We start from the raw sequence: 20,979 nt of genomic DNA on the forward strand, positions 1-20,979 counted from the left end.
CGCCGCAACCCGGCGCGCGTCATCGACGCATGCCGCCATGCGGGCCACGGTGGGCGCATCAATCATCGAACAACGCGGCGATCGCCGCCATGCCGACGTTGGCGCGTTCCTTCTTGCGTTCGGCATCGGCCACCGGGTCGGCGCCATCGCGTTGCAGTTCCGCCGCCGGCAGTTCATCCAGGAAGCGACTCGGCAGCAAGCGGACTTTTTCGCGGAAACGGCGGGTCTCGCGGCTGTGGCTGAGCCAGAGGATTTCCTTGGCGCGGGTGATGCCGACGTACATCAGCCGGCGTTCTTCCTCCAGGTTGCCTTCTTCGACGCTGATCTCATGCGGCAAGGTGCCGTCTTCGCAGCCGATGATGAATACGTAACGGAACTCCAGCCCCTTGGCCGCATGCAGGCTCATCAGGCGGACCTGGTTGCCGCCTTCATCCTTGTCGTTGCGCGACAGCAGCGCCAGTTGCGCGGCCAGTTCACCGGCGTTGCCACCGCGGGCGTTGTCGAACCAGTCGGCCAACTCGTCGAGGTTGGCCTTGCGCCGCTGGAAGCCGGCTTCATCCTTGGTCTGCGCGCGCAGATCGGCGAGCAGACCGGAGCGTTCAACCAGTCGTTCCAGCAGCTCGCGAGCGGTCAGTTCGGCGGCCTTGTGCCGCAGATCGCGGATGACATCGTTGAATGCGCTCAGGCCGTTGGCCGCCCGCGCCGGCAGCTGCTGCAACGCGCCCATCGATTCGGCGGCACGCGACATCGGCAGGTGCGCGCGCTGGGCCATTTCCGCCAGTTTCGCCAGCGATGTCGCACCGACCTCACGCTTGGGCGACTGCACCGCACGCAGGAATGCGGTGTCATCGTCGGGGTTGGCGACCAGACGCAGCCATGACAGGGCATCCTTGACCTCCTGCCGCTCCAGGAACGCGGTGCCGCCAGTGATGTGGTATGGGATGCGCAGCAGTTGCAGCGCCTTTTCCAGCGGCCGTGATTGATGGTTGCCACGGAACAGGATGCAGAAGTCGCTCCACGGCGCCTGCCGTGCGGTATTCAGGAAAGCAATCTCGGCGGCGATTTTCTCCGCTTCATGGTCGTTGTCGCGGCATTCCCAGACGCGGATGCGTTCGCCGTCGGCCTGATCGCTCCACAGCTTCTTCGGATGTTCGTGCGGATTGTTGGCGATCAACGCATTGGCCGCGCGCAGCACCCGGTTGCTGCAGCGGTAGTTCTGCTCCAGCTTGATGATCTGCAGCGCCGGATAGTCCTTGGCCATCTGCATCAGGTTGTCGGGGTTGGCACCGCGCCAGGCGTAGATGCTCTGGTCGTCATCGCCGACGCAGGTGAAATCGCCGCGCTCGCCTGCCAGCTGCTTGAGCAGGCGGTACTGGGCATCGTTGGTGTCCTGGCATTCGTCGACCAGCAGGTAGCCGATACGCTCGCGCCATGCCAGCGCGATTTCCGGATTGGCTTCCAGGATCTGCACCGGCAGCCGGATCAGATCATCGAAATCGACTGCATTGAACGCACTCAGCCGTGCCTGGTAGCGCGCATACAACTGCGCCGCTTCGCGCTCGCGGGTGGTCTGCGCCGCGGCCATCGCTTCCTCCGGTGACAGCCCGGCGTTCTTGGCCCGCGAAATCAATTGCCTGGCGTTGTCGATGACATCGGGCTTGGCGCCACTCAGCAGGTCCTTGAACTGGCCCAGGCTGTCATCGGAATCGAAGATCGAAAAGCCGCGCTTGAGACCGGCAGCCTCGTGTTCGATCTGCAGGAATTTCAGGCCCAGCGCATGGAAGGTACAGATGGTCAGGCCGTCGGCACCCTGGCCTTTGATGCGCTTGGCCACGCGCTCGCGCATTTCCTTGGCTGACTTGTTGGTGAAGGTGATCGCCGCGATGCGCTTGGCCGGCATCCGCCCGGAGCTGATCAGATGGGCGATCTTTTCGACGATGACGCGGGTCTTGCCACTGCCGGCGCCAGCCAGCACCAGCAGCGGCCCGTGCACATGCAGGGCGGCCGCGCGTTGAGGGGGGTTGAGGAAATCCATGCGGTAACCGTATTGCCAGGGCGACAGTTTACGGAGCCGGGCGCATGCTTGCCCAGCGGCTGGCTGTTCAGACTGTTGCCGCCGTGCCGGGGCCTGTTTGCTGCTAGGCTGATGCCGCGGGGCGGACCATTGCAGGAGGCGATGCGGATGAACAACACAAAGGCGGTATCTGGCGGTCCAAGGATGCACAGGGCCAGGTCATCGCGGCTGGTAGCGCTGGCCGGTCTGTTGCTGGTCGTGCTGGGCGCGCCGCGTGCGCTGGCGATACAGCCGGACTCGCTGTTGCTGGATGACCCGCGGATTCTGAACTCGCATGGCTTTCTTGCCAGCCACCCGGATCAGCGCTATCGACGGCTTGGCCTGCAGGCCTATGAGGGCGGCCATTTGCGGCAGGCCCGCGACTATTACCGGATGGGTGCGCGTTACGCCGACAAGCTGTCACAGGCCGCGTATGCGGAAATGCTGTGGAACGGCGAGGGCGGCAGCGTCGATCAACCGGCAGCCTATGCGTGGATGGACCTGGCCGCCGAGCGTGGAACCACATGGCTGCTGGCCAAACGCGAACAGTACTGGAAGGCATTGTCGCCCGCGCAGCAACAGCAGGCACTGCAGATCGGGCAGACCGTGTACGCCGAGTACCGGGATGCGGTCGCGCGACCGCGGCTGGAGCGTGAGCTGCGGGTGGCGCTCAAAGGCCAGACCGGCAGCCATCTGGGCGCATCCAACAACCGGCTCAAGATCTGCATCGGTCCCGGCGAGCCCACCCCCAACTCATGCCGGGCGGTGGTCAGCAGCGACATCTATTACCACAAACGCTTCTGGCAGCCCGATGCCTACTGGGACTGGCAGGACCAACTGCTTGCCTCGCCCGATCGCCAGGGCCAGGTGCAGGTAGGCGATCCGCAGGCGCTGCCGCCGGCTTCAGGGCAATAGCCGGCGGCAACCGCTGCGATGGCGATGGCGCTGCTGGTGCCGACATCGCGCCGGACTGCCTGCCAGCGACAAGTCACCGGAGCGGCGATGGCCTCCATCGCGGCTCATGCGCCTCATCAAAAACGGCAGCGGACGCTCTAAAATCGGCGGATGGCCAAGCTCTATTTCTATTATTCGGCGATGAATGCCGGCAAGACCACCACGCTGCTGCAGTCGGCGCACAACTACCGCGAGCGCGGGATGCGGGTGCTGATCCTGACGCCACGGCTGGATACGCGCGTCGATGAAGGGGTGGTGGCCTCGCGGATCGGTCTGCGCGCGGTGGCGACCGCCTTCGATGGGGATTCCGATTTGCAGGCGTGCGTGCGGCAGGACATCGATGCGCACGGACCGCTGCATTGCGTGCTGGTCGATGAAGCGCAGTTTCTCAGCCGCGCCCAGGTCTGGCAGTTGAGCGACGTGGTCGATGGCTTGCGGATTCCGGTGCTGTGCTACGGCCTGCGCACCGATTTCCGTGGCGAGCTGTTCGAGGGCAGCCAGTACCTGCTGGCCTGGGCTGACGAGATCAGCGAGATCAAGACGATCTGCCATACCGGCAGCAAGGCCACCATGACCGTGCGCGTCAATGAACAGGGGCTTGCGGTGCGCGATGGGCCGCAGGTGGAGATCGGTGGCAACGATCGCTACGTGTCGGTGAGCCGTGCGGAGTTCAAGAAGGTGGCGCGTGGCGAGGGCCGCATCGAACCCCAGCAGGTGCCATTACCTCTGGATGGCGGTCGTTGATAGCGGCGGCGACAGGCACTGCTCGCGCAGAGAGGCAATCCGGCGTGGGATGACCCCACCATCGGCGCGGGCGATATGCAGGGTCGCATCCAATGTCTGCAGATCACGCAGGGCAAGATCGCGATGGCTGCCGCGGCAGCGGATGGCATCGGCATGGGCGCGTGCCAGCCATCGCAACTGATCGTACTCGCTGCCCTGGCCCTGCTGCGCGGCCAGTCGATTGAGTTCCTGCAGCGCGCTCACCGCCTTGCCCTGGCGTTGCCACTGCAGCGCAGCCGACAAGCGGGCATACAGGCTGCGCGGGTGGTCGGGTCCGTAGCCGACCCGGGTCAGCGCCACCGCGCGCTGGAAGTAGGCATCGGCCGCATCCAGTTTGCCCTGGGCTGCCAGCACCTCGCCGATCAGCCGGTCGGTGTCACCGACCAGTGGATGGCTGGCACCATATTGGCGGGCGCGCAACTGGCGTGCTTCGTTGAGTGCTGCCAGCGCTTCGTCCTGCCTGCCGGCGTCATGCAGCACCATGGCGTAGTTGAACAGCCCGCCCGGCAGTTGGCGGCGGCCGTCGGGCGTTCGCCAGGTCCGCACCGCACGCGCCATCAGTTGCAGTGCACGCTCCTGTTCCCCCAACTGCCAGGCGATCATGCCCAGCGCGTTCCAGCCGGCGGCGGTCTGCGGGTGGCCCGGCCCCATCGCCGCCAGTGTGCTGGCCTGGATCTCGCGCAAGGCCTGCTGCGCCAAGCGATATTCACCGACGTCGGCCTGCAGGCTGGCCAGCTGGCGACGCAGTTCCAGCGTCACTGGATGATCGGCACCGTGCACCTCGCGTGACAGCGTCAGCGCACGTTGCAGGCTGGCGCGGGCGGCGGCGACCTCGCCGCGGTCGCGTTGCAGCACGGCGATGCTGCGCTCGATATCGATGCTGACCGGTGTCCGCTCCGGCACGTGTTGACCCAGGTAGGAGAGGGCCCCCTGGTAACCCCGCCAGGCTTCGTCGAGATTGCCCTGGTCCTGATCCAGCGACGCCAGATTCCACAGGTTCTCGGCCACGCCGGCATGATCCTGCAGTTGCACCCGCAGCTTATGCGATTGCTGGAAGTGCTCCCGGGCGCCCTGGAAATCGCCGTTTGATCGCTGGCAGCGGCCGACGGCGGTCAGCAGCGAGGCAACATGCGCCGGCAGCTGGGCTTGCAGTGCTTCCCATGCCGGCACTTCCCGTGCCAGCAGCTGCGTGCATTCGCCCGAGCGACCCAGCAGATTGAGCGCACGTGCGCGCATGGTCAGCGATTCCAGCCGCAGCCGTGGCGGAACCGAGGACAACGATTGCAGCAACGCCTGTTGCTTCTGCAGCAGCGCCTGCGCCTCGCGGTAGTCGCCCAGGCCCAGGTGCAGGCGGGCGATGGTGCCCATCAGCTCGGCATGGGTCAGCGGTTGCCGCGCCAGCTCGGCGGCGCCACGTGCCTCACCGGCCTGCAGCAGCGCGCGCGCGTCGTACAGGCGTCCGCGCTGGGCCACGCCGGCGTTGTCGAACAGGCCGATCATGAAGCGCTGCATGGCCTGCGCGCGCTGCGCCTCGCGGCGTGTCTGTTCGCCCTGCCACACGCTGACCAGCAATGCGCCAAGCAACGCCAGCGCGACCAGTGAACCGAACAGGATCACCACCCGGTGGCGGCTGACATATTTCACCATCCGGTAGCCAAGACTCTGCGATCGCGCCTGCACTGGCCGCCCCTGCAGGTGCTGCTGGATGTCGCGTGCCAGCGCTTCGACCGACGGATAGCGATGTACCGGTGCCTTGGCCAGCGCTTTCAGGATGATGTTGTCGAGGTCACCGCGCAGGCGGCGCGCATCGCGGCGCACGTAAACAGACGTGTTGGCACTGCCATCGGGATTGCGCTGGATGGCCAGTGACGGACGCAGCGGATCCACGGCCAGGATCGCCTCTTCCCACTCGGCATCGGTCTGCCGGCGCAGCCGGTATGGCTTGGCCCGGCTCAGCAGCTCGTACAACACCACGCCCAGTGAATAGACGTCGGTGCGGGTGGTCACCAGTTCGCCGCGGATCTGCTCGGGCGCGGCGTAGTGCAGGGTGAAGGCGCGGATTTCGGTGCGTGGGTGCAGTGGCGGTGGCGCATCGTCATCGTCGAGCAGCTTGGCGATGCCGAAGTCCAGCAGGCGCACTTCGCCGCTGGCGGTCACCAGGATGTTGGATGGCTTGAGGTCGCGATGGACGATCAGGTTGGCGTGGGCGTGGCTGACCGCCTCGCATACCTGCGCGAACAGTGCCAGCCGTTCGTCGATGGACAGCCCATGCTCGCGCGCGTACTCGTTGATCGGCAGGCCTTCGGCATATTCCAGCGCCAGGTAGGGCTGGCCGCGTTCATCGATGCCGGCATCCAGCAGGCGGGCGATATTGGGATGCTCCAGCCGCGCCAGGATTTCGCGTTCGCGACTGAAGCGCAGCCGCAGGTTGGGATCGGCCAGGCCGGGCCGCAGCAGTTTCAGTGCGACCCGCCGCTGGTACAGGCCGTCGGCGCGGCTCGCCAGCCAGACCATCCCCATGCCACCTTCACCCAGCAGCGTTTCCAGCTGATAGGGGCCAACCCGGGTGCCGGTGTGCGAGTGCTGGTCGGGTTTGTCGATCAGCGGAGCGACGAGGAAGTCGTCATTGTCCTGCTCCATCGCCAGCAATGCTTCGACATCACTGGCCAGCTCAGGGTCCTGCGCGCGCAGCGTCGCCAGCCGCGCGGCGCGCGCGTCCGCCTGCAGTTCCAGCAGCACGTCCAGCAACGGTGATACGCGCTTCCAGCGGGCGGCATCCATCGCCGGGGCCGACTCAGTCGTCCTGCATGTCGGCCAGCAGGAACAGCCGCGCCTTCTGCCAGTCGCGGCGGATGCTGCGCTCGGAGCGCTGCAGCAGTTCAGCGATTTCCAGTTCCGAAAGGCCGGCGAAGTAACGCAACTCCACGACCTTGGCCAGGCGCTCGTCGGCTGCGCCCAGTTTGTCCAGCGCCGCATTCAGCGCCAGCATGTCTTCGTCCAGGCGCAGGTGGCCTTCCAGTTCCTCGGGGATTTCCGCCACCCGCTTGAGGTCGCCACCACGTTTGCGGGCCAGCCGGCTGCGCGCGTAATCGACCACCACGCTGCGCATGGAAGAAGCCGCGTAGGCGAAGAAATGCGCGCGGTCCTCGAACCTGGCCCCGCCAGTGGACCCAATCAGCTTGAGGTAGGACTCATGCACCAGCGCGGTCGCGTCCAGGGTATGGCCGTGCTGCCCCGACAACTGGCGCCGGGCCATGGTGTGCAGTTCCTGGTACAGCGTGGACAGCACGCGGTCGAGCGCATCACGGTTGCCGTTGCGTGCCGAGTCCAGCCACAACGTGATGTCGGGTGTGTCGTTCATGAGCCTTCCTGTGCTGACAGCGTGCTGAATATAGCTGCAAATGAGATTGGAAGGCACAAACAGCCGATGCGGGGCGGTGGTTGATGGGGCGCGAAGGTGGCGCGAAGCGGGGGAATCCCGCCTTCCAAGGCGGCAGAGGCGCACCGAAGGGCCATCGTCAGGCGACCGGCTTCAGCGCTGGCAGCTGCCACACCAGACGGTAGCGCGCTGGCCGACGCTGGCATGCCGCAACGGCCGTCCGCAGTGCAGGCATGGCAAGCCGTCGCGGCCATAGACCGACAGCTCCTGCTCGAAATACCCCGGTGCCCCGTCCGGACTGATGAAGTCGCGCAGGGTGGTACCGCCGCGCTGGATCGCCTGCTCGAGGATCACCTTCACCTCGGCGGCCAATCGCCGGTAGCGCTCACGGGACACCGCGCCGGCGGCCCGCAATGGTGATATCCCGGCCTGGAACAGGCTTTCGGCGGCGTAGATGTTGCCGACCCCGACCACCACGGCCTGATCCATCAGAAAGGTCTTGACCGGTGCTTTGCGTCCGCGACTGCGCTCGAACAGATAGTCGCCGCTGAAATCCTCCGACAGCGGCTCCGGTCCCAGCGCCTGCAGCAGCTCGTGGACCTGCCCGGCCGGCTGCCACAGCAGGCTGCCAAAACGACGTGGATCGTTGAAGCGCAGCACGCGGCCGTCGTCCAGCGCGATGTCGACATGATCATGCGCGCGTAGCGGGGTATCGCCAGGCAGCACCCGCAGGCTGCCGGACATGCCCAGGTGCAGCAGCGCGCTGCCGTCATCCACATCCAGCAACAGGTACTTGGCACGGCGGCGTACCTGCTTGATCCGCTGCCCGGGCAGCTGCTCGCTGATCTCCGCCGGGATTGGCCAGCGCAGGTTGGCGCGGCGCAGGGTTACCTGTTCGATGCGGCGGCCTTGCACATGCGGGGCCAGGCCGCGGCGGGTGGTTTCTACTTCGGGTAGTTCGGGCATGGGTCCAGTCTAGTGCCTGTCATGGATGGTGGCTGCTTTCCGATGGCCAGGCCGCTGCTACCGCCCGGTAGCGGCCGTCCTCGCGGCAGACCCTGACCTCGCCGCCATAGGCATGTGACAGCAGTTCACTGGTCAACACCCGTGCCGGGGTGCCGTCGGCCAGCAGCTTGCCCTGCTGCAGCAGGATGATCCGCTCGAAGGCGGGAATGATCTCTTCGAGATGATGGGTGACCAGCACCAGGGTGATGCCTTGCCCGGCCAGTTCCGACAACAGTGCCAGGAACTGCTGCTGCGCCACCACGTCGAGGCCGGCGGTCGGCTCGTCCAGCAACAGCGCCAGTGGCTGGTGCACCAGCGCACGGGCGATCAGCACCCGGCGCGCTTCGCCGGTGGACAGCTCGGCCAGCAGGCGCGGGGCCAGATGGCCGGCCTGCACGCGCTCAAGCGCCACCTGCGCCTGCGCTTCCATCGCCGGGTCGATCGTGGCATCGGGCGGGATCACGAAACTGGCGAAAAAACCGCTGAGCACCGCTTCGCGCGCGCTGAGCTGGTGCATTTCCTGCAGCCGCTGGCCAAGGTCACCGCTGACCAGACCCAGCTGGCTGCGCAGATCGGTGATCCGCCAGCGCTGCATGCCCAGCACCCGCACCGGCGTTTCACCCTCGCGCGCCAGCGGGTACAGCTCGCGGTTGATCAGCTTGATGAAGGTCGATTTGCCGCAACCGTTGGGACCGAGCAGCACGCTGTGCTGGCCCAGGCGGATGCGCAGTGACAGCTGGTCCAGGACGACTGCCTCGCCGCGGATCACGGTCGCGCGGTCCAGCGCGATCAGATCCAGTGGATCCGGTGTCAGCTGGTCAGCGGCAGCGGGCAGGGAAACGTCTTCGACATTCATCGGCAGCGGGCAACAGGGAGCAGCCTGCATCTTCGCATCCCACCACCCCGCGTGGCCAAGGCGGCGCTGCATGCAAGCATGAACACCATGCGCCGGCGTCGGGTGAAATCCGGCCGCGGCGGCCGCATCATAGAGGTTGCGGCGGGCTGGGCGCCCGCATCTTGTCTGGAGTGGCGTGATGTCTCAAACATGGCTTGAATGGTTGACCGGCGGCCTGGTCGGGCTGGGCTGGTGGGAACTGCTGGCAGTGCTGCTGGTGGTGACCCAGCTGACCATTTTTTCGGTCACCCTGTACCTGCATCGAAGCCAGGCGCATCGCGGCGTCGATTTCCATCCGCTGCTCAATCATTGCTTCCGTTTCTGGACCTGGCTGACCACGTCGATGATCACCCGCGAATGGGTGGCCATCCATCGCAAGCACCACGCCAAGGTGGAGACTGATGAAGATCCGCACAGCCCGCGGACCAAGGGCATCGGCAACGTGTTCTGGCGCGGGGTCGAGCTGTACCGCGAGGCGCGCTGGCAGCGCGAGGACATCGAGCAGTACGGCAAGGGTGCACCCGATGACTGGCTGGAACGGCACCTGTACACGCCACACGCGACGATGGGGCCGGTGCTGCTCTTGTTCATCAATACGGTGTTGTTCGGCCTGCCCGGGATTGCCTTGTGGGCGATCCAGATGGCATGGATTCCGTTCTGGGCCGCCGGCGTGGTCAACGGGCTGGGGCACTGGTGGGGTTACCGCAACTTCGAGTCCGCCGATACCTCCACCAACCTCACCCCATGGGGGTTGTGGATTGGTGGCGAGGAACTGCACAACAACCATCATGCATTCCCGAGCTCGGCGCGCTTTTCAATGCGCCGCTGGGAACTGGACATCGGCTGGCTGGCCATCAAGTCGCTGGAAAAGGTTGGATTGGCCAAGGTGCTGCGGGTCGCTCCCAGCCTGGATATCCGCCCCAACATCAGCGTGCCTGACACCGACACGCTCAAGGCGCTGCTGTCGCACCGGTTCCTGGCGATGACCGAATACCAGCGCAACGTGCTCAAGCCGGCCCTGCGCGAGGAAGCGGCCGCCGCTGGCGCTCGCCTGCGGGCATTGCTGCCCGGCAAACTGCGGCGCGGACTGGTCGATGACGGGCGCTGGCTGAAGCCCGAAGCGCGCGCGCAGCTGCAGGCCTTCGTCGCCCAGCGGCCGCGCATCCGCGCGCTGGTCGAACACCGCAAGCGCCTGGCCGGCGTGCTGGAAGCGCGCAGCCACGACGCCGGCGAGCGCCTGCGCCAGCTGCAGGCCTGGTGCCAGGAAGCCGAAGCCAGCGGCATCCGTGCCTTGCAGGAATATTCGCAGCGGTTGAAAGGCTACGCCCTGGCCCACTAGTGGGCAGGGCGGACCCTGCCCATCTGCGCGGACGGTTTGCTGGTCGGCCGCGCCAGAAACCAATCAGACAAGGCTCATTCCATCACCATCACGCCATGATCCGCATGCGTCACCTCCTGATCTGCCTGCCGTGGTGCTGGCTGCCGATGGCAGCCTCGGCACAGGTCAGCGCGACCAGCGATTACCTGGCGCGGATGGACCGCGATGGCGATGGGCGGGTCAGCCTGTCCGAGTACCAGCAATGGATGAGCTACGCATTCGATGCACGTGATGCCGATGGCGACGGCGTGCTGGCGGCGGCGGAACTGCCCGGTGGCAAGGGCGCACCGATCAGCCGCGCCAGCCATCTGCAGATCCTGGCGCAGCGGTTCCAGCGCCAGGATGCCAATCGCGATGGCTATCTGAGTGCCCGCGAACTGGCGGCGCCGCCCCTGTAGGCGAACCGCGGCGGCGCTGATGCAGCGGCGGTCAGCCGTGCCGAGCCAGTGACTTGGCACGCGCCGCCAGCCGGCTGGCCGATTGCAACGGCCAGCGGGAGAAATCGGTGGGATCGCCACCCAATTGTTTTTCCGCATGCAGCGGCCACTGCGGATCGACCAGGGCCTGCCGTGCCAGCGCCACCAGATCCGCATCGCCGTTATTGATAATCGACTGCGCCTGCCGTGGATCGGTGATCAGGCCGACGGCCATCGTCGCCACGCCGGTCTGCTCGCGGATGCGGCGCGCATACGGCACCTGGTAGCCGGGGCCACCCGGCCCCTCGTAGCTCGACGTGATACCGCCTGACGAGCAATCCACCACATCCACGCCGAGGGCTTTGAGCGCGTGGCAGAACTCCACGCTGTCATCCAGCTGCCAGCCACCGGCGGCGGCATCGATGGCGGAAATGCGTACCAGCAGTGGCTTGTCGTCTGGCCAGGCCTTGCGTACCGCGGCAATCACCCGCAACGGGAAACGCATGCGATGTTGCAGGCTGCCGCCATAGGCATCGTCGCGCTGGTTGGACAGCGGCGACAGGAACTGGTGCAGCAGGTAACCGTGCGCGCAATGCACTTCGACCATGTCAAAGCCCGCCGCCTCGGCACGCCGGGTGGCGTCGACGAAGGCCTGGCAGATCGCTTCCATGCCGGCCTCGTCCAGGGCCACCGGCTGCGGGTAGTCGTCGGCATGGGCAAGCACGCTGGGTGCCACGGTCTGCCACGCCACTTCGCCACGCTGGCGCAGATCACCGGCGTCCAGGGCGGTGCCACCATGCCAGGGGCGCCGCGTCGATGCCTTGCGCCCGGCGTGTGCCAGCTGGATGGCGGCGATCGTGCCCTGTGACTTCAGGAACGTGGCGATGCGCGCCAGCGCGCCGGCCTGGCTGTCGTTCCAGATACCGACATCGCCCGGGCTGATGCGGCCTTCGGGGGTAACCGCCGAGGCTTCCACCATGACCGTGCCGAAACCACCTAGCGCGAACCGCGACAGATGCGCGAAGTGCCAGTCATTGACCATGCCTTCGGCGGCCGAGTACTGGCACATCGGTGATACCACCAGGCGATTGGGCAGGGTGATGGCGCGCAGTGGCAGCGGTGAGAACAGGTCGGTCATGGATGATGTCCCGGTGGGCGAATGACGATTCTGCCATCGCTGTCATCAGCGCACGGTTAACCACGGCCACCGGCGCAAAAAAAACGCCGGCCACCAGGGCCGGCGTGAGGAGACCGGACAACAGCGTCCGGCGGGGGAGAGCGGTGTCGCGTGGACTTACTTGGTGATGTCCACGTCCTTGGTTTCGCGCAGGAACAACGAGCCGATGACGAAGGTCATCAAGGCGATGACGATCGGATACCACAGCCCGTAGTAGATATTGCCGGTCGCTGCCACCAGCGCGAACGAGATCGTTGGCAGGAAGCCACCAAACCAGCCGTTGCCGATGTGGTACGGCAGCGACATCGAGGTGTAGCGGATACGGGTCGGGAACAGCTCCACCAGCCATGCCGCAATCGGGCCGTAGACCATGGTCACGTAGATCACCAGGATGGTCAGGATCAGGATCACCATCGGCTTGTTGATCCGCGCCGGGTCGGCTTTCTCCGGATAACCGGCCTGGGCCAGCGCCGCCTTCAGCGCGCCGGTGAAGGTATCGCCCTGGCTCTTGGCATCCCCGGCGCTCAGGCCGGCACCTTCATAGCTGGTGACCTCGGTGCTGCCGATGCTGACCTTGGCCACGCTGCCGGCCGGCAGATCCTGCACGGTGTAGGGCACGCCGGCCTTGGCCAGGGCGGTAGCGGCGATGTCACAGGAGCTGATGAACTTCTTCTTGCCAACTGGATCGAACTGGAAGTTGCAGCTGTCGGGGTCGGCGTGGATCACCGCCGGCGCGCTGGTGCTGGCCTCTTCGATGGCCGGGTTGGCGTAATGGGTCAGCGCCTTGAACAGCGGGAAGTAAGTCAGTGCCGCGATCAGGCAGCCGGCCATGACGATCTTCTTGCGGCCGATCTTGTCCGACAGCCAGCCGAAGAAGACGAAGAACGGGGTGCCGATGATCAGCGCCGCGCCGATCATCAACCAGGTGGTCGTGGCGTCGACCTTGAGCGATTGGCCAAGGAAGTACATCGCATAGAACTGGCCGGCGTACCAGACCACCGCCTGGCCGGCGGTCGCGCCGAGCAGCGCCAGCAGCACGATGCCGCCGTTCTTGGACAGGAAGCTTTCGGTCAGCGGTGCCTTCGACTGCTTGCCTTCGGCCTTCATCTGCTGGAACAGCGGCGATTCGCTCAATTGCATGCGGATCCACACCGATACGCCCAGCAGGATGATCGATACCAGGAACGGAATGCGCCAGCCCCAGTCCTCGAACGCCTCGGTACCGATCGCCGTGCGCACGCCAAGGATGATGATCAGCGACAGCAGCAAGCCGACCGTGGCGGTGGTCTGGATGAAGCTGGTGTACAGCCCGCGCTTGCCATTGGGAGCATGCTCGGCCACGTAGGTCGCCGCACCACCGTACTCGCCACCCAGGGCCAGGCCCTGCAACAGGCGCAATACGATCAGGATGATCGGCGCCGCTATCCCGATGCTGGCGTAACTGGGCAACACGCCGACCAGGAACGTGGATATGCCCATGATGACGATGGTCACCAGGAACGTGTACTTGCGTCCGATCATGTCGCCGATGCGGCCAAACACCAGTGCGCCGAAAGGCCGCACCGCAAAGCCGGCGGCAAATGCCAGCAGGGCGAAGATGAAGCCGGTGGTTTCGTTGACGCCGCTGAAGAACTGCTTGGCGATGATGGCCGCCAACGAGCCGTAAAGATAGAAGTCGTACCACTCGAAGACCGTGCCCAGGCTGGACGCGAAGATGACCTTCTTGTGGCCCTGGGTCAGGGTGCCCGACGGCGCCGGGCTGCTGCTTGTGTTCATTGAATTCCCCTTTAGAAGCTGTACTTGACGGAGGTTTGGAACCGCTTCAGATCACCCTCGCGGTCATCTTCCAGTTCGCGCTTGCCGTAGCCGACCTCGGCGCCGATATCCAGTTTCGGGAACGGCGAGTAGATGACGTTGGCGTGCACCGACTGCGCGCGTTCGGTGGCGGCGTAGCCGGTGATGGCCGGGTCGTTGTCGAACTCGGCCGCCGAATACATCAGGTTGGTGCGCAGTTTCGGACTCCAGACATGGCGCCAGGAGACAAAGCCGCCGTAGCCGTCCAGCGCATTGATGTCGATGATGTTGCCGTTGGCATCCAGCTCGACCACGGTGTCGGCACCCAGGCCGAACGCCATGTAGCGGCCGATGCCGCTGCCGGCGTTGACCATGTAGCGCAGGTCGTCGCTGTCACCCATGTTGAACTTGCCGGACACGCTGACCGCGGCGCCGGTGTCGGTTTCGTCGCCGTACTTGAACTGGCGCAGCAAACCGGCCACGGTGAAATGGCCCCAGTCGCCCTTGGTCAGCCAGCGCCCGGTGATGTCGGGCATGACGTCGTCGCCGGAATTGGGCAGTCGTGCATTGAACCCCTGCAGCGTGGTTTCCGGGTTTTCCGCCGACACCGACCAGGCACCGTTGGTGTAACGGACCTGCGCCTGGCGGACGAAGGTGGTGCCGTCGGTGACGCCGACGAAATCCACCGCGTCCGGCAACGCCGCCACGTCCTGGAAGTTGGACCAGGTCTGGCCGGCCAGCCAGTTGTTCCAGCTGACGTAGGCCTGGCGCAGGGTCACCGCGTAGGTATTGGTGGAGGTTTCGTTGCCGGCCAGTGCATTGCTGCCGCCGCCAAAGAAGTCCGCTTCGATGTAGGCCTTGAACTTGTCGCCGTTGTCGGTGACGTTGTCGACGCCAAACCAGAAACGCGAGAACTGGGCGTGGAAATCGGTGTACGGGTCGCCGCCACTGACACCCTCGCCAGCCACCGGGATGGTACTGGGCACATAGAACAGGCGACCGGAGTTGCCATCGGCAATCGGGCCGTCGCTGGTGTCGGTGACCATCGCGTCGAGCTTGATGAAACCGCCATAGGAAAACACCGATCCCGGATTGGCGGCGGTGGTGATGGTGGTTGACTGGATCGGCTGCTTGCCCGCGGGCACGGCAGCGACCGCCGGTGCACTGGCCTGCGCTGACTGCACCGCGGTCACCTGGCTCTGGGTCTGTTCAATCTGTCCCTGCTGTTGCTGCTGCGCGGACAACAACAACTGCACCTGCTTTTCCAGCTCGGCCACGCGGGCCTCGAGTGCCTGTTCCCTGGCGGACTGCGCGAACGCCATGCCCGGTGCCAGCAAGGCTACAAACAATGCCGTCGCCAAGGGCCGGCGCGCCATCGACCTGAAACGTGTGTTCATAACCCCTCCCGAAGAAACGCACGCCTGCCGACGTGGTGTCCGGAGCCTTGCGCCAGACGTGCGCGGCCACCATTCGCCATTAGTCGTAGTGGCCGGGTGCATGCGCGAAAGCACTTGAAAACAGCCTCCGGCGCAGTCATGCGGGCAAGCGCGCGGCAGCCGGATACGACCAAGGTCTAAGCTGGTTGCTGCAATGCCGCATGCCGGAATGCGGCAAACTCGACGCTTGAGTGCATGTCATCCGCCGTTGCCTACGGCGCGGCAGCTGCCGGCAGATAATCCAACCCCATCATCAGTGCTCGGGAGGGCCCCATGACCGACCTCTACCCCGTCGACCCGGCGTTTGCCAGCCAGGCGCGCATCAGCGGCGAAGACTACCAGCGTGACTACCAGACTTCGGTCCGGGATCCGGAGGCCTTCTGGAAGCAGGCAGCGCAGCGGCTGGACTGGTACAAAGCGCCCACCCGGATCAAGAACGTCAGTTACGACCTCGATGATTTCCGCATCCGCTGGTTCGAGGATGGCGAGCTCAACGCCAGCGTCAACTGTCTGGATCGCCAGCTTGAGAAGCGCGGCGACAAGACCGCGTTGTTGTTCGAACCCGACAGCCCCGATGCGGCCTCCTATCCGGTGACCTATCGCGAGCTGTACGAACGCACCTGCCGGCTGGCCAACGCCCTGCGCGCACTGGGCGTGCAGAAGGGCGACCGGGTCACCATCTACATGCCGATGATTCCCGACGCTGCGGTAGCGATGCTGGCCTGCGCGCGCATCGGCGCGATCCACTCGGTGGTGTTCGGCGGCTTTGCTCCCAACTCGATTGCCGACCGCGTTGCCGACTGCGGCAGCAAGCTTATCATCACCGCCGACGAGGGGCTGCGCGGTGGCAGGAAGATCCCGCTGAAGGCCAACGTCGATGCCGCGCTCAAGCTGCCCGGCACCAACAGCGTGGAAACCGTACTGGTGGTCCGCCATACCGGTGGCGCGGTCGACATGCAGATGCCGCGCGACCGCTGGTTCGACGCGGTGGTCGAAGGCCAGCCGGCCGAGTGCGAACCCGAGCGCATGAATGCCGAGGATCCGCTGTTCATCCTCTACACCTCCGGCTCGACCGGCAAACCCAAGGGTGTGCTGCACACCACCGGTGGCTACCTGCTGTACGCGGCCTATACCCATGAGGCGGTATTCGATCTGCGCGAGGATGATGTCTACTGGTGCACCGCCGACGTCGGCTGGGTCACCGGCCACAGTTACATCGTCTACGGCCCGCTGGCCAATGGCGCCACCGCGCTGATGTTCGAGGGTGTGCCCAACTACCCGGACATGTCGCGCTTCTGGCAGGTCATCGACAAGCACCAGGTGACCCTGTTCTACACCGCGCCGACCGCGATACGCGCGTTGATGCGCGAGGGCGAGGAGCCAGTGAAAAAGACCTCGCGCAAGTCGCTGCGCCTGCTCGGCAGCGTTGGCGAGCCGATCAATCCCGAAGCCTGGCGCTGGTATTACGAAGTGGTTGGCGATTCGCGCTGCCCGATTGTCGATACCTGGTGGCAGACCGAGACCGGCGGCATCATGATCACGCCGTTGGCCGGCGCGATCGCGCTCAAGCCGGGATCGGCGACGCTGCCGTTCTACGGCGTGCAGCCGGCGCTGGTCGACGCCAATGGCGAGGTGCTGGAAGGCGCGACCGAAGGCAACCTGGTGCTGCTGGATTCGTGGCCGGGGCAGATGCGCAGCGTCTACGGCGACCACCAGCGCTTCATCGATACCTACTTCCGGACCTATCCGGGGACGTACTTCACCGGTGACGGCTGCCGACGCGACGAGGATGGTTACTACTGGATCACCGGCCGCGTCGACGATGTCATCAACGTCAGTGGCCATCGTATCGGTACCGCCGAAGTCGAAAGCGCGCTGGTCGCGCATCCGAAGGTCGCCGAAGCAGCGGTGGTTGGCTTCCCACACGACATCAAGGGCCAGGGCATCTACGCCTATGTCACCCTCAAGGCCGGCGAGGCACCGGGCGATGATCTGGTCAAGGAACTGGTGGCCTGGGTGCGCAAGGAAATCGGTCCGATAGCGACGCCGGATCACCTGCAATGGGCGCCGGGCCTGCCGAAGACCCGTTCGGGCAAGATCATGCGCCGGATTCTGCGCAAGATTGCCGAGAACGCGCCGGACCAGCTGGGCGACACCTCGACCCTGGCTGATCCGGGCGTGGTCGATTCACTGGTTTCCGAGCGCAAGGTCAAATGAAACCCGCATGCGCTTGCCAGGCATCGACCACCGATAAGCCGGCGTTGCCAGCGTCCGGCTTATGATGCCCGCCCGAACACGCTTCCCCGCCACCGCCAGCCCCCATGACCACACTGCTGATCGCCGATGACCATCCGCTGTTCCGCGAAGCGCTGCGCGGGGCGGTGCAGCGGGTGATGCCGGGGATGCGACTGCACGAGGCCGACAGCGTCGATGCGCTGTATGCACTGGTCGAGGCGCATCCGGACGCGGATCTGCTGCTGATGGATCTCAACATGCCTGGCGCCCACGGCTTCAACGCGCTGGTCCACCTGCGCGCACTGCATCCGCAGTTGCCGGTGGTGATCGTGTCGGCGCGCGAGGAGCCGACGGTGATGCGGCGTGCACTGGACCACGGTGCACTGGGCTTCATTCCGAAGTCGGCCGACTCGGACACCATCGGCCAGGCCATCGGCGCGGTGCTCGAGGGCGAGCGCTGGGCACCGGCGTCGGCGTTGGGTGCGCCGGCCATCGGCCAGGACGAATACGAAGTCGCGCAGCGGCTGCGCGATCTGACCCCGCAGCAGTTCCGGGTGCTGCAGATGTTGGGCTCCGGCAGCCTCAACAAGCAGATTGCCTATGAGCTCAGCGTTTCCGAGGCGACCATCAAGGCGCACGTCACCGCCATCCTGCGCAAACTCGGGGTCACCAACCGCACCCAGGCGGTACTGATGGCCGGCAAGCTGTCGGTCGATCCGGTAGCGGCCTCGGACCTGGTGCTGCCCGACGGCGATTGAGTCCGGTCGCGGTACGGACCCAACCTGGCCGGATCAGCCCGCCGCGGCGACCTGCGATCCGCGACAGGCGGAGAACAGATCCCAACGCGGTTGGTAGACATGGCTGCGCACGTCCATGATGCCGAGCACCGAATCGAACAGGTAGTCATGGCTTGCAGGCCGGGCAGCGCGCTCGCGGACGCATTGCAGATCCAGTCCGGTATCGGAGGCGAAGCCCGATGAAAACCACATCACCATCGGCACATGGGTCTGCTCGGACGGGGCAATGGCGTAGGGAACGCCATGCAGATACAGGCCTTTCTCGCCCAGCGACTCGCCGTGATCGGAAACATAGATCATTGCGGTGTCGTAGCCGGGCAGCTGGGCCAGCGCATGGATGGTGCTGGCGAGCACATGATCAGTGTAGGCAAGGGCATTGTCGTAGGCATTGACGATCTGCTGGCGACTGCACTGTCCCAGATCCGGCGAGCGGCATACTGGTGAGTAACGCTCGAATCCGGGCGGATAGCGTTCGAAATAGTTGGGACCATGGTTGCCAAGCTGATGCAGCACCACTACGCGGTCGCGCATCGGCGTGGCCACCTGCCCGGCAAGTCCCTGCAACAGGATTTCGTCCAGACAGCGTTTGCCATCGCACCAGCGCGGGTCGTTGGTATCGTCCAGTGCCTGGGTTGGCAACCCATCACAGACATGCTTGCAGCCGGACTGGTTGTCACGCCACAAGGTCGCGATGCCGGCGTGGTCGAGTACGTGCAGCAGCGATTGCTGCTGGCGGATGGCCTTCTCGTCATAGTCGTGGCGACCTATCCGCGAAAACATGCACGGCAGCGACACTTCGGTCGCGCTGCCACAGCTGCTGACCTGGCTGAAGTTGATGACGTTGGCCTGGGCGAGTTCCGGGGTGGTGTTGCGCTCGTAGCCATCCAGGCCCCAGTTGGCGGCGCGGGCGGTTTCGCCGACCACCAGTACCAGCAGGCGGGGTTTGCGGCCGGTCGCGGCGGGCACCTGCCGCGCATCCAGGCCCACCGGGGTGCGCGCCGGCTTCGCCACCGGTTCGTCGTGGCCGAGCACCGTGACCAACGACACCAGATAGTTGGCCGGTGCCACCAGATAGCGTACTTCGTGCTGGTTGCGCATCAGCGAGGACAACGGCTGGAACGCCAGCATCGCCGCCAGCGCGGTCGCAGCGCCCACCGCCAGCACGAAGCCCGCGCGCACAAGCAGTGCCCGTCGCCGCGGCCGCTGGATCAATTGAACCCGTGTCAGCACAGCGACCGGCAACAACGCCAGGATGACCGGGATCAACAGCCGCCAGGTGACCAGTTCGCTGGCTTCCTTGCGGTCGGTATGCAGGATGTTGCGCAGCATGTCGGCGTCGAAGTAGATGCCGTAGGCACTCATGTAGTGGCTGACCACTGCGGTCACCAGTATCAACACCGCCAGCACCGGCTTGATCGCCCGGGTGGGTACCAGCAGTGCCAGCAGCAATGCATGCAGTCCGCTCAGGATCACCAGCAACGCCAGGCCCAGCTGCCATTGCGCCAGCGGATGCGGCAGCACCTGGTGCCAGAAGGCGCCGTTGCTGAACACCGTGAAGTACAGACTGGCGAGCAGGATCAGTACTTCGCTGCCGATATGCGGCCTGTGCCGCAGCCAGGCAACATCGATGAAGCGCGCCGCGCCGCTCGCACGCAGGCTGGAAGATGGCGTGCTCATGCGCTGTCACCACGCAGCAGTATCGGCTGGATCTGCTTGTCCGGTGCCACGGCAACGCCATCGTGTGCACTGGCAGGAACATACATCCAGCGATACACCAGCAGGCTGGTGAACCAGCACAAGGCCAGGGTACTGATGTCGTGCGACATGAAATGCGCGCCGCGCAGCTGCTGCGAGATCCCGAACAACGCGCCCAGCAACAGCCCGCAGGCCAGCCCCCACCAGCGCCAGCGAGGACTCACCACCAGGGCCAGGAAGTACAGACAGACCCACGCATAGCCGGCGCTGGCATGGCCGGCGGGGAAGCACGACGCAGCCGGTAAACCCGCCGGCCTCAACTGCAGCAAGGCAATGAATGGCCGGCTGCCGCCATAACGGCTCAGGTCCCACGGACAGTCCATGCCGGTCAGCTGTTTGAGCAGGGCCACCAGCCCGGTCGACAACAGCACCGACAACAGCACCAGCAACAACGGACGCCGCCAGGGCCGCAGTGCATCGATCCTGAAGCCCGCCAGATAAGCCAGCAACGCCATGCCCCAGCCAAGCGTACTCAGGTGCTTTCCCTGTTGATGGATGAGCTCCTGGGTCAAAGGATGGAAGCGCAAGCGCCAGGCGTGGCCTTCCCAGGCATAGACATGGTCGGCAATCCACATGTCACCACCCAGCCACAAGGCACCCAGCACCACCAGCGTGGCCAGCAATGGCAGGAAGATATGACGATGGATCCAGATCGGGTCGTTGTCGGCCAGGCGCATCGCGATTGGCGTTCGGGCCATGCGTTGTCGCCGGCAATCAGGCAGCTGCATCAAGAAAATCCAGGCACGGGAATCGTGGTTCCGATGGCTCACCATGCTGTTGCCGGCACTGTCGGAGCGGGGTCGGAAAGGTGTTGGATGGTGGTTAAAACCCGGGTTATGACGGTTTTTTCGCCAGATGCTTCAGCAACGGTTGGGTTGCGGACGCAAACGATTTTCATTGCCGGCGTCCGAGCGTGCCATCA

Annotated in this window: 16 protein-coding genes; 6 read left to right on the plus strand and 10 right to left on the minus strand. The window is 65.3% G+C overall.

Going from position 1 to position 20,979, the window contains the following annotated elements; genetic code table 11:
- Nucleotides 1-58: 58 nt before the first annotated feature.
- Complete coding sequence (locus tag ABB29_RS13295; protein WP_057659865.1) at nucleotides 59-2,035, minus strand: UvrD-helicase domain-containing protein; 1,977 nt, start codon at nucleotides 2,033-2,035, stop codon at nucleotides 59-61.
- Between the two features lie 147 nt (nucleotides 2,036-2,182).
- Between ABB29_RS13295 and ABB29_RS13300 the strand changes: the two genes are divergently transcribed.
- Together ABB29_RS13300 and ABB29_RS13305 are read left to right on the plus strand one after the other, a co-directional pair.
- On the plus strand, nucleotides 2,183-2,968 hold the full coding sequence (locus ABB29_RS13300; RefSeq protein WP_245622636.1) for an SEL1-like repeat protein: 786 nt from the start codon (nucleotides 2,183-2,185) through the stop codon (nucleotides 2,966-2,968).
- Between the two features lie 150 nt (nucleotides 2,969-3,118).
- Complete coding sequence (locus tag ABB29_RS13305) at nucleotides 3,119-3,751, plus strand: thymidine kinase (protein WP_057659870.1); 633 nt, start codon at nucleotides 3,119-3,121, stop codon at nucleotides 3,749-3,751.
- Here ABB29_RS13305 and ABB29_RS13310 read toward each other — a convergent pair.
- The 4 genes from ABB29_RS13310 to ABB29_RS13325 form a co-directional block, all read right to left on the minus strand.
- Nucleotides 3,728-6,571 (minus strand): serine/threonine-protein kinase, encoded by a 2,844-nt coding sequence (locus tag ABB29_RS13310; protein WP_057659872.1) that lies wholly within the window; start codon nucleotides 6,569-6,571, stop codon nucleotides 3,728-3,730. The genes ABB29_RS13305 and ABB29_RS13310 overlap by 24 nt on opposite strands.
- A 13-nt stretch (nucleotides 6,572-6,584) precedes the next feature.
- Nucleotides 6,585-7,151, minus strand: a complete 567-nt coding sequence (locus ABB29_RS13315) for an ECF-type sigma factor (protein ID WP_057659874.1) — start codon at nucleotides 7,149-7,151, stop codon at nucleotides 6,585-6,587.
- Between the two features lie 171 nt (nucleotides 7,152-7,322).
- Nucleotides 7,323-8,135 carry a bifunctional DNA-formamidopyrimidine glycosylase/DNA-(apurinic or apyrimidinic site) lyase gene (gene mutM / locus ABB29_RS13320; RefSeq protein WP_057659875.1) on the minus strand — a complete coding sequence of 271 codons (813 nt, stop codon included), beginning with the start codon at nucleotides 8,133-8,135 and terminating at the stop codon, nucleotides 7,323-7,325.
- A 19-nt stretch (nucleotides 8,136-8,154) separates the two neighbouring features.
- Nucleotides 8,155-8,967, minus strand: a complete 813-nt coding sequence (locus tag ABB29_RS13325; protein ID WP_057660047.1) for an ABC transporter ATP-binding protein — start codon at nucleotides 8,965-8,967, stop codon at nucleotides 8,155-8,157.
- Between the two features lie 241 nt (nucleotides 8,968-9,208).
- Here ABB29_RS13325 and ABB29_RS13330 point away from each other — a divergent pair, with 241 nt between their 5' ends.
- Entirely contained in the window at nucleotides 9,209-10,408 is a 1,200-nt protein-coding gene (locus tag ABB29_RS13330; RefSeq protein WP_057659877.1) for a DesA family fatty acid desaturase, read from the plus strand.
- A gap of 104 nt (nucleotides 10,409-10,512) precedes the next feature.
- Entirely contained in the window at nucleotides 10,513-10,845 is a 333-nt protein-coding gene (locus ABB29_RS13335; RefSeq protein WP_245622637.1) for an EF-hand domain-containing protein, read from the plus strand.
- A 31-nt stretch (nucleotides 10,846-10,876) separates the two neighbouring features.
- On the opposite strand, the gene ABB29_RS13340 is transcribed toward ABB29_RS13335, so the two are convergent.
- The 3 genes from ABB29_RS13340 to ABB29_RS13350 form a co-directional block, all read right to left on the minus strand.
- On the minus strand, nucleotides 10,877-12,001 hold the full coding sequence (locus ABB29_RS13340; protein ID WP_057659881.1) for an NADH:flavin oxidoreductase/NADH oxidase: 1,125 nt from the start codon (nucleotides 11,999-12,001) through the stop codon (nucleotides 10,877-10,879).
- Nucleotides 12,002-12,157: 156 nt separating this feature from the next.
- Complete coding sequence (locus tag ABB29_RS13345) at nucleotides 12,158-13,816, minus strand: MFS transporter (RefSeq protein ID WP_057659883.1); 1,659 nt, start codon at nucleotides 13,814-13,816, stop codon at nucleotides 12,158-12,160.
- Between the two features lie 11 nt (nucleotides 13,817-13,827).
- The gene (locus ABB29_RS13350; RefSeq protein ID WP_057659885.1) at nucleotides 13,828-15,231 is read right to left on the minus strand and encodes a DcaP family trimeric outer membrane transporter; all 1,404 of its coding nucleotides are present in this window, start codon (nucleotides 15,229-15,231) and stop codon (nucleotides 13,828-13,830) included.
- 312 nt (nucleotides 15,232-15,543) lie between these two features.
- Between ABB29_RS13350 and acs the strand changes: the two genes are divergently transcribed.
- Both acs and ABB29_RS13360 read left to right on the plus strand, forming a co-directional pair.
- Nucleotides 15,544-17,487, plus strand: coding sequence for an acetate--CoA ligase (gene acs / locus ABB29_RS13355; RefSeq protein WP_057659886.1), 1,944 nt, complete (start codon nucleotides 15,544-15,546; stop codon nucleotides 17,485-17,487).
- Nucleotides 17,488-17,591: 104 nt separating this feature from the next.
- Nucleotides 17,592-18,263 carry a response regulator transcription factor gene (locus tag ABB29_RS13360; protein ID WP_057659888.1) on the plus strand — a complete coding sequence of 224 codons (672 nt, stop codon included), beginning with the start codon at nucleotides 17,592-17,594 and terminating at the stop codon, nucleotides 18,261-18,263.
- A gap of 33 nt (nucleotides 18,264-18,296) precedes the next feature.
- Here ABB29_RS13360 and ABB29_RS13365 read toward each other — a convergent pair whose 3' ends face one another.
- Together ABB29_RS13365 and ABB29_RS13370 are read right to left on the minus strand one after the other, a co-directional pair.
- The gene (locus ABB29_RS13365; protein ID WP_057659890.1) at nucleotides 18,297-19,979 is read right to left on the minus strand and encodes a phosphoethanolamine transferase; all 1,683 of its coding nucleotides are present in this window, start codon (nucleotides 19,977-19,979) and stop codon (nucleotides 18,297-18,299) included.
- Nucleotides 19,976-20,755, minus strand: a complete 780-nt coding sequence (locus ABB29_RS13370; protein WP_157062659.1) for a phosphatase PAP2 family protein — start codon at nucleotides 20,753-20,755, stop codon at nucleotides 19,976-19,978. Before ABB29_RS13370 ends, ABB29_RS13365 begins: the two co-directional genes overlap by 4 nt.
- Nucleotides 20,756-20,979: the final 224 nt, after the last annotated feature.

Source organism: Pseudoxanthomonas dokdonensis, from assembly GCF_001431405.1.
GTDB lineage: Bacteria > Pseudomonadota > Gammaproteobacteria > Xanthomonadales > Xanthomonadaceae > Pseudoxanthomonas_A > Pseudoxanthomonas_A dokdonensis.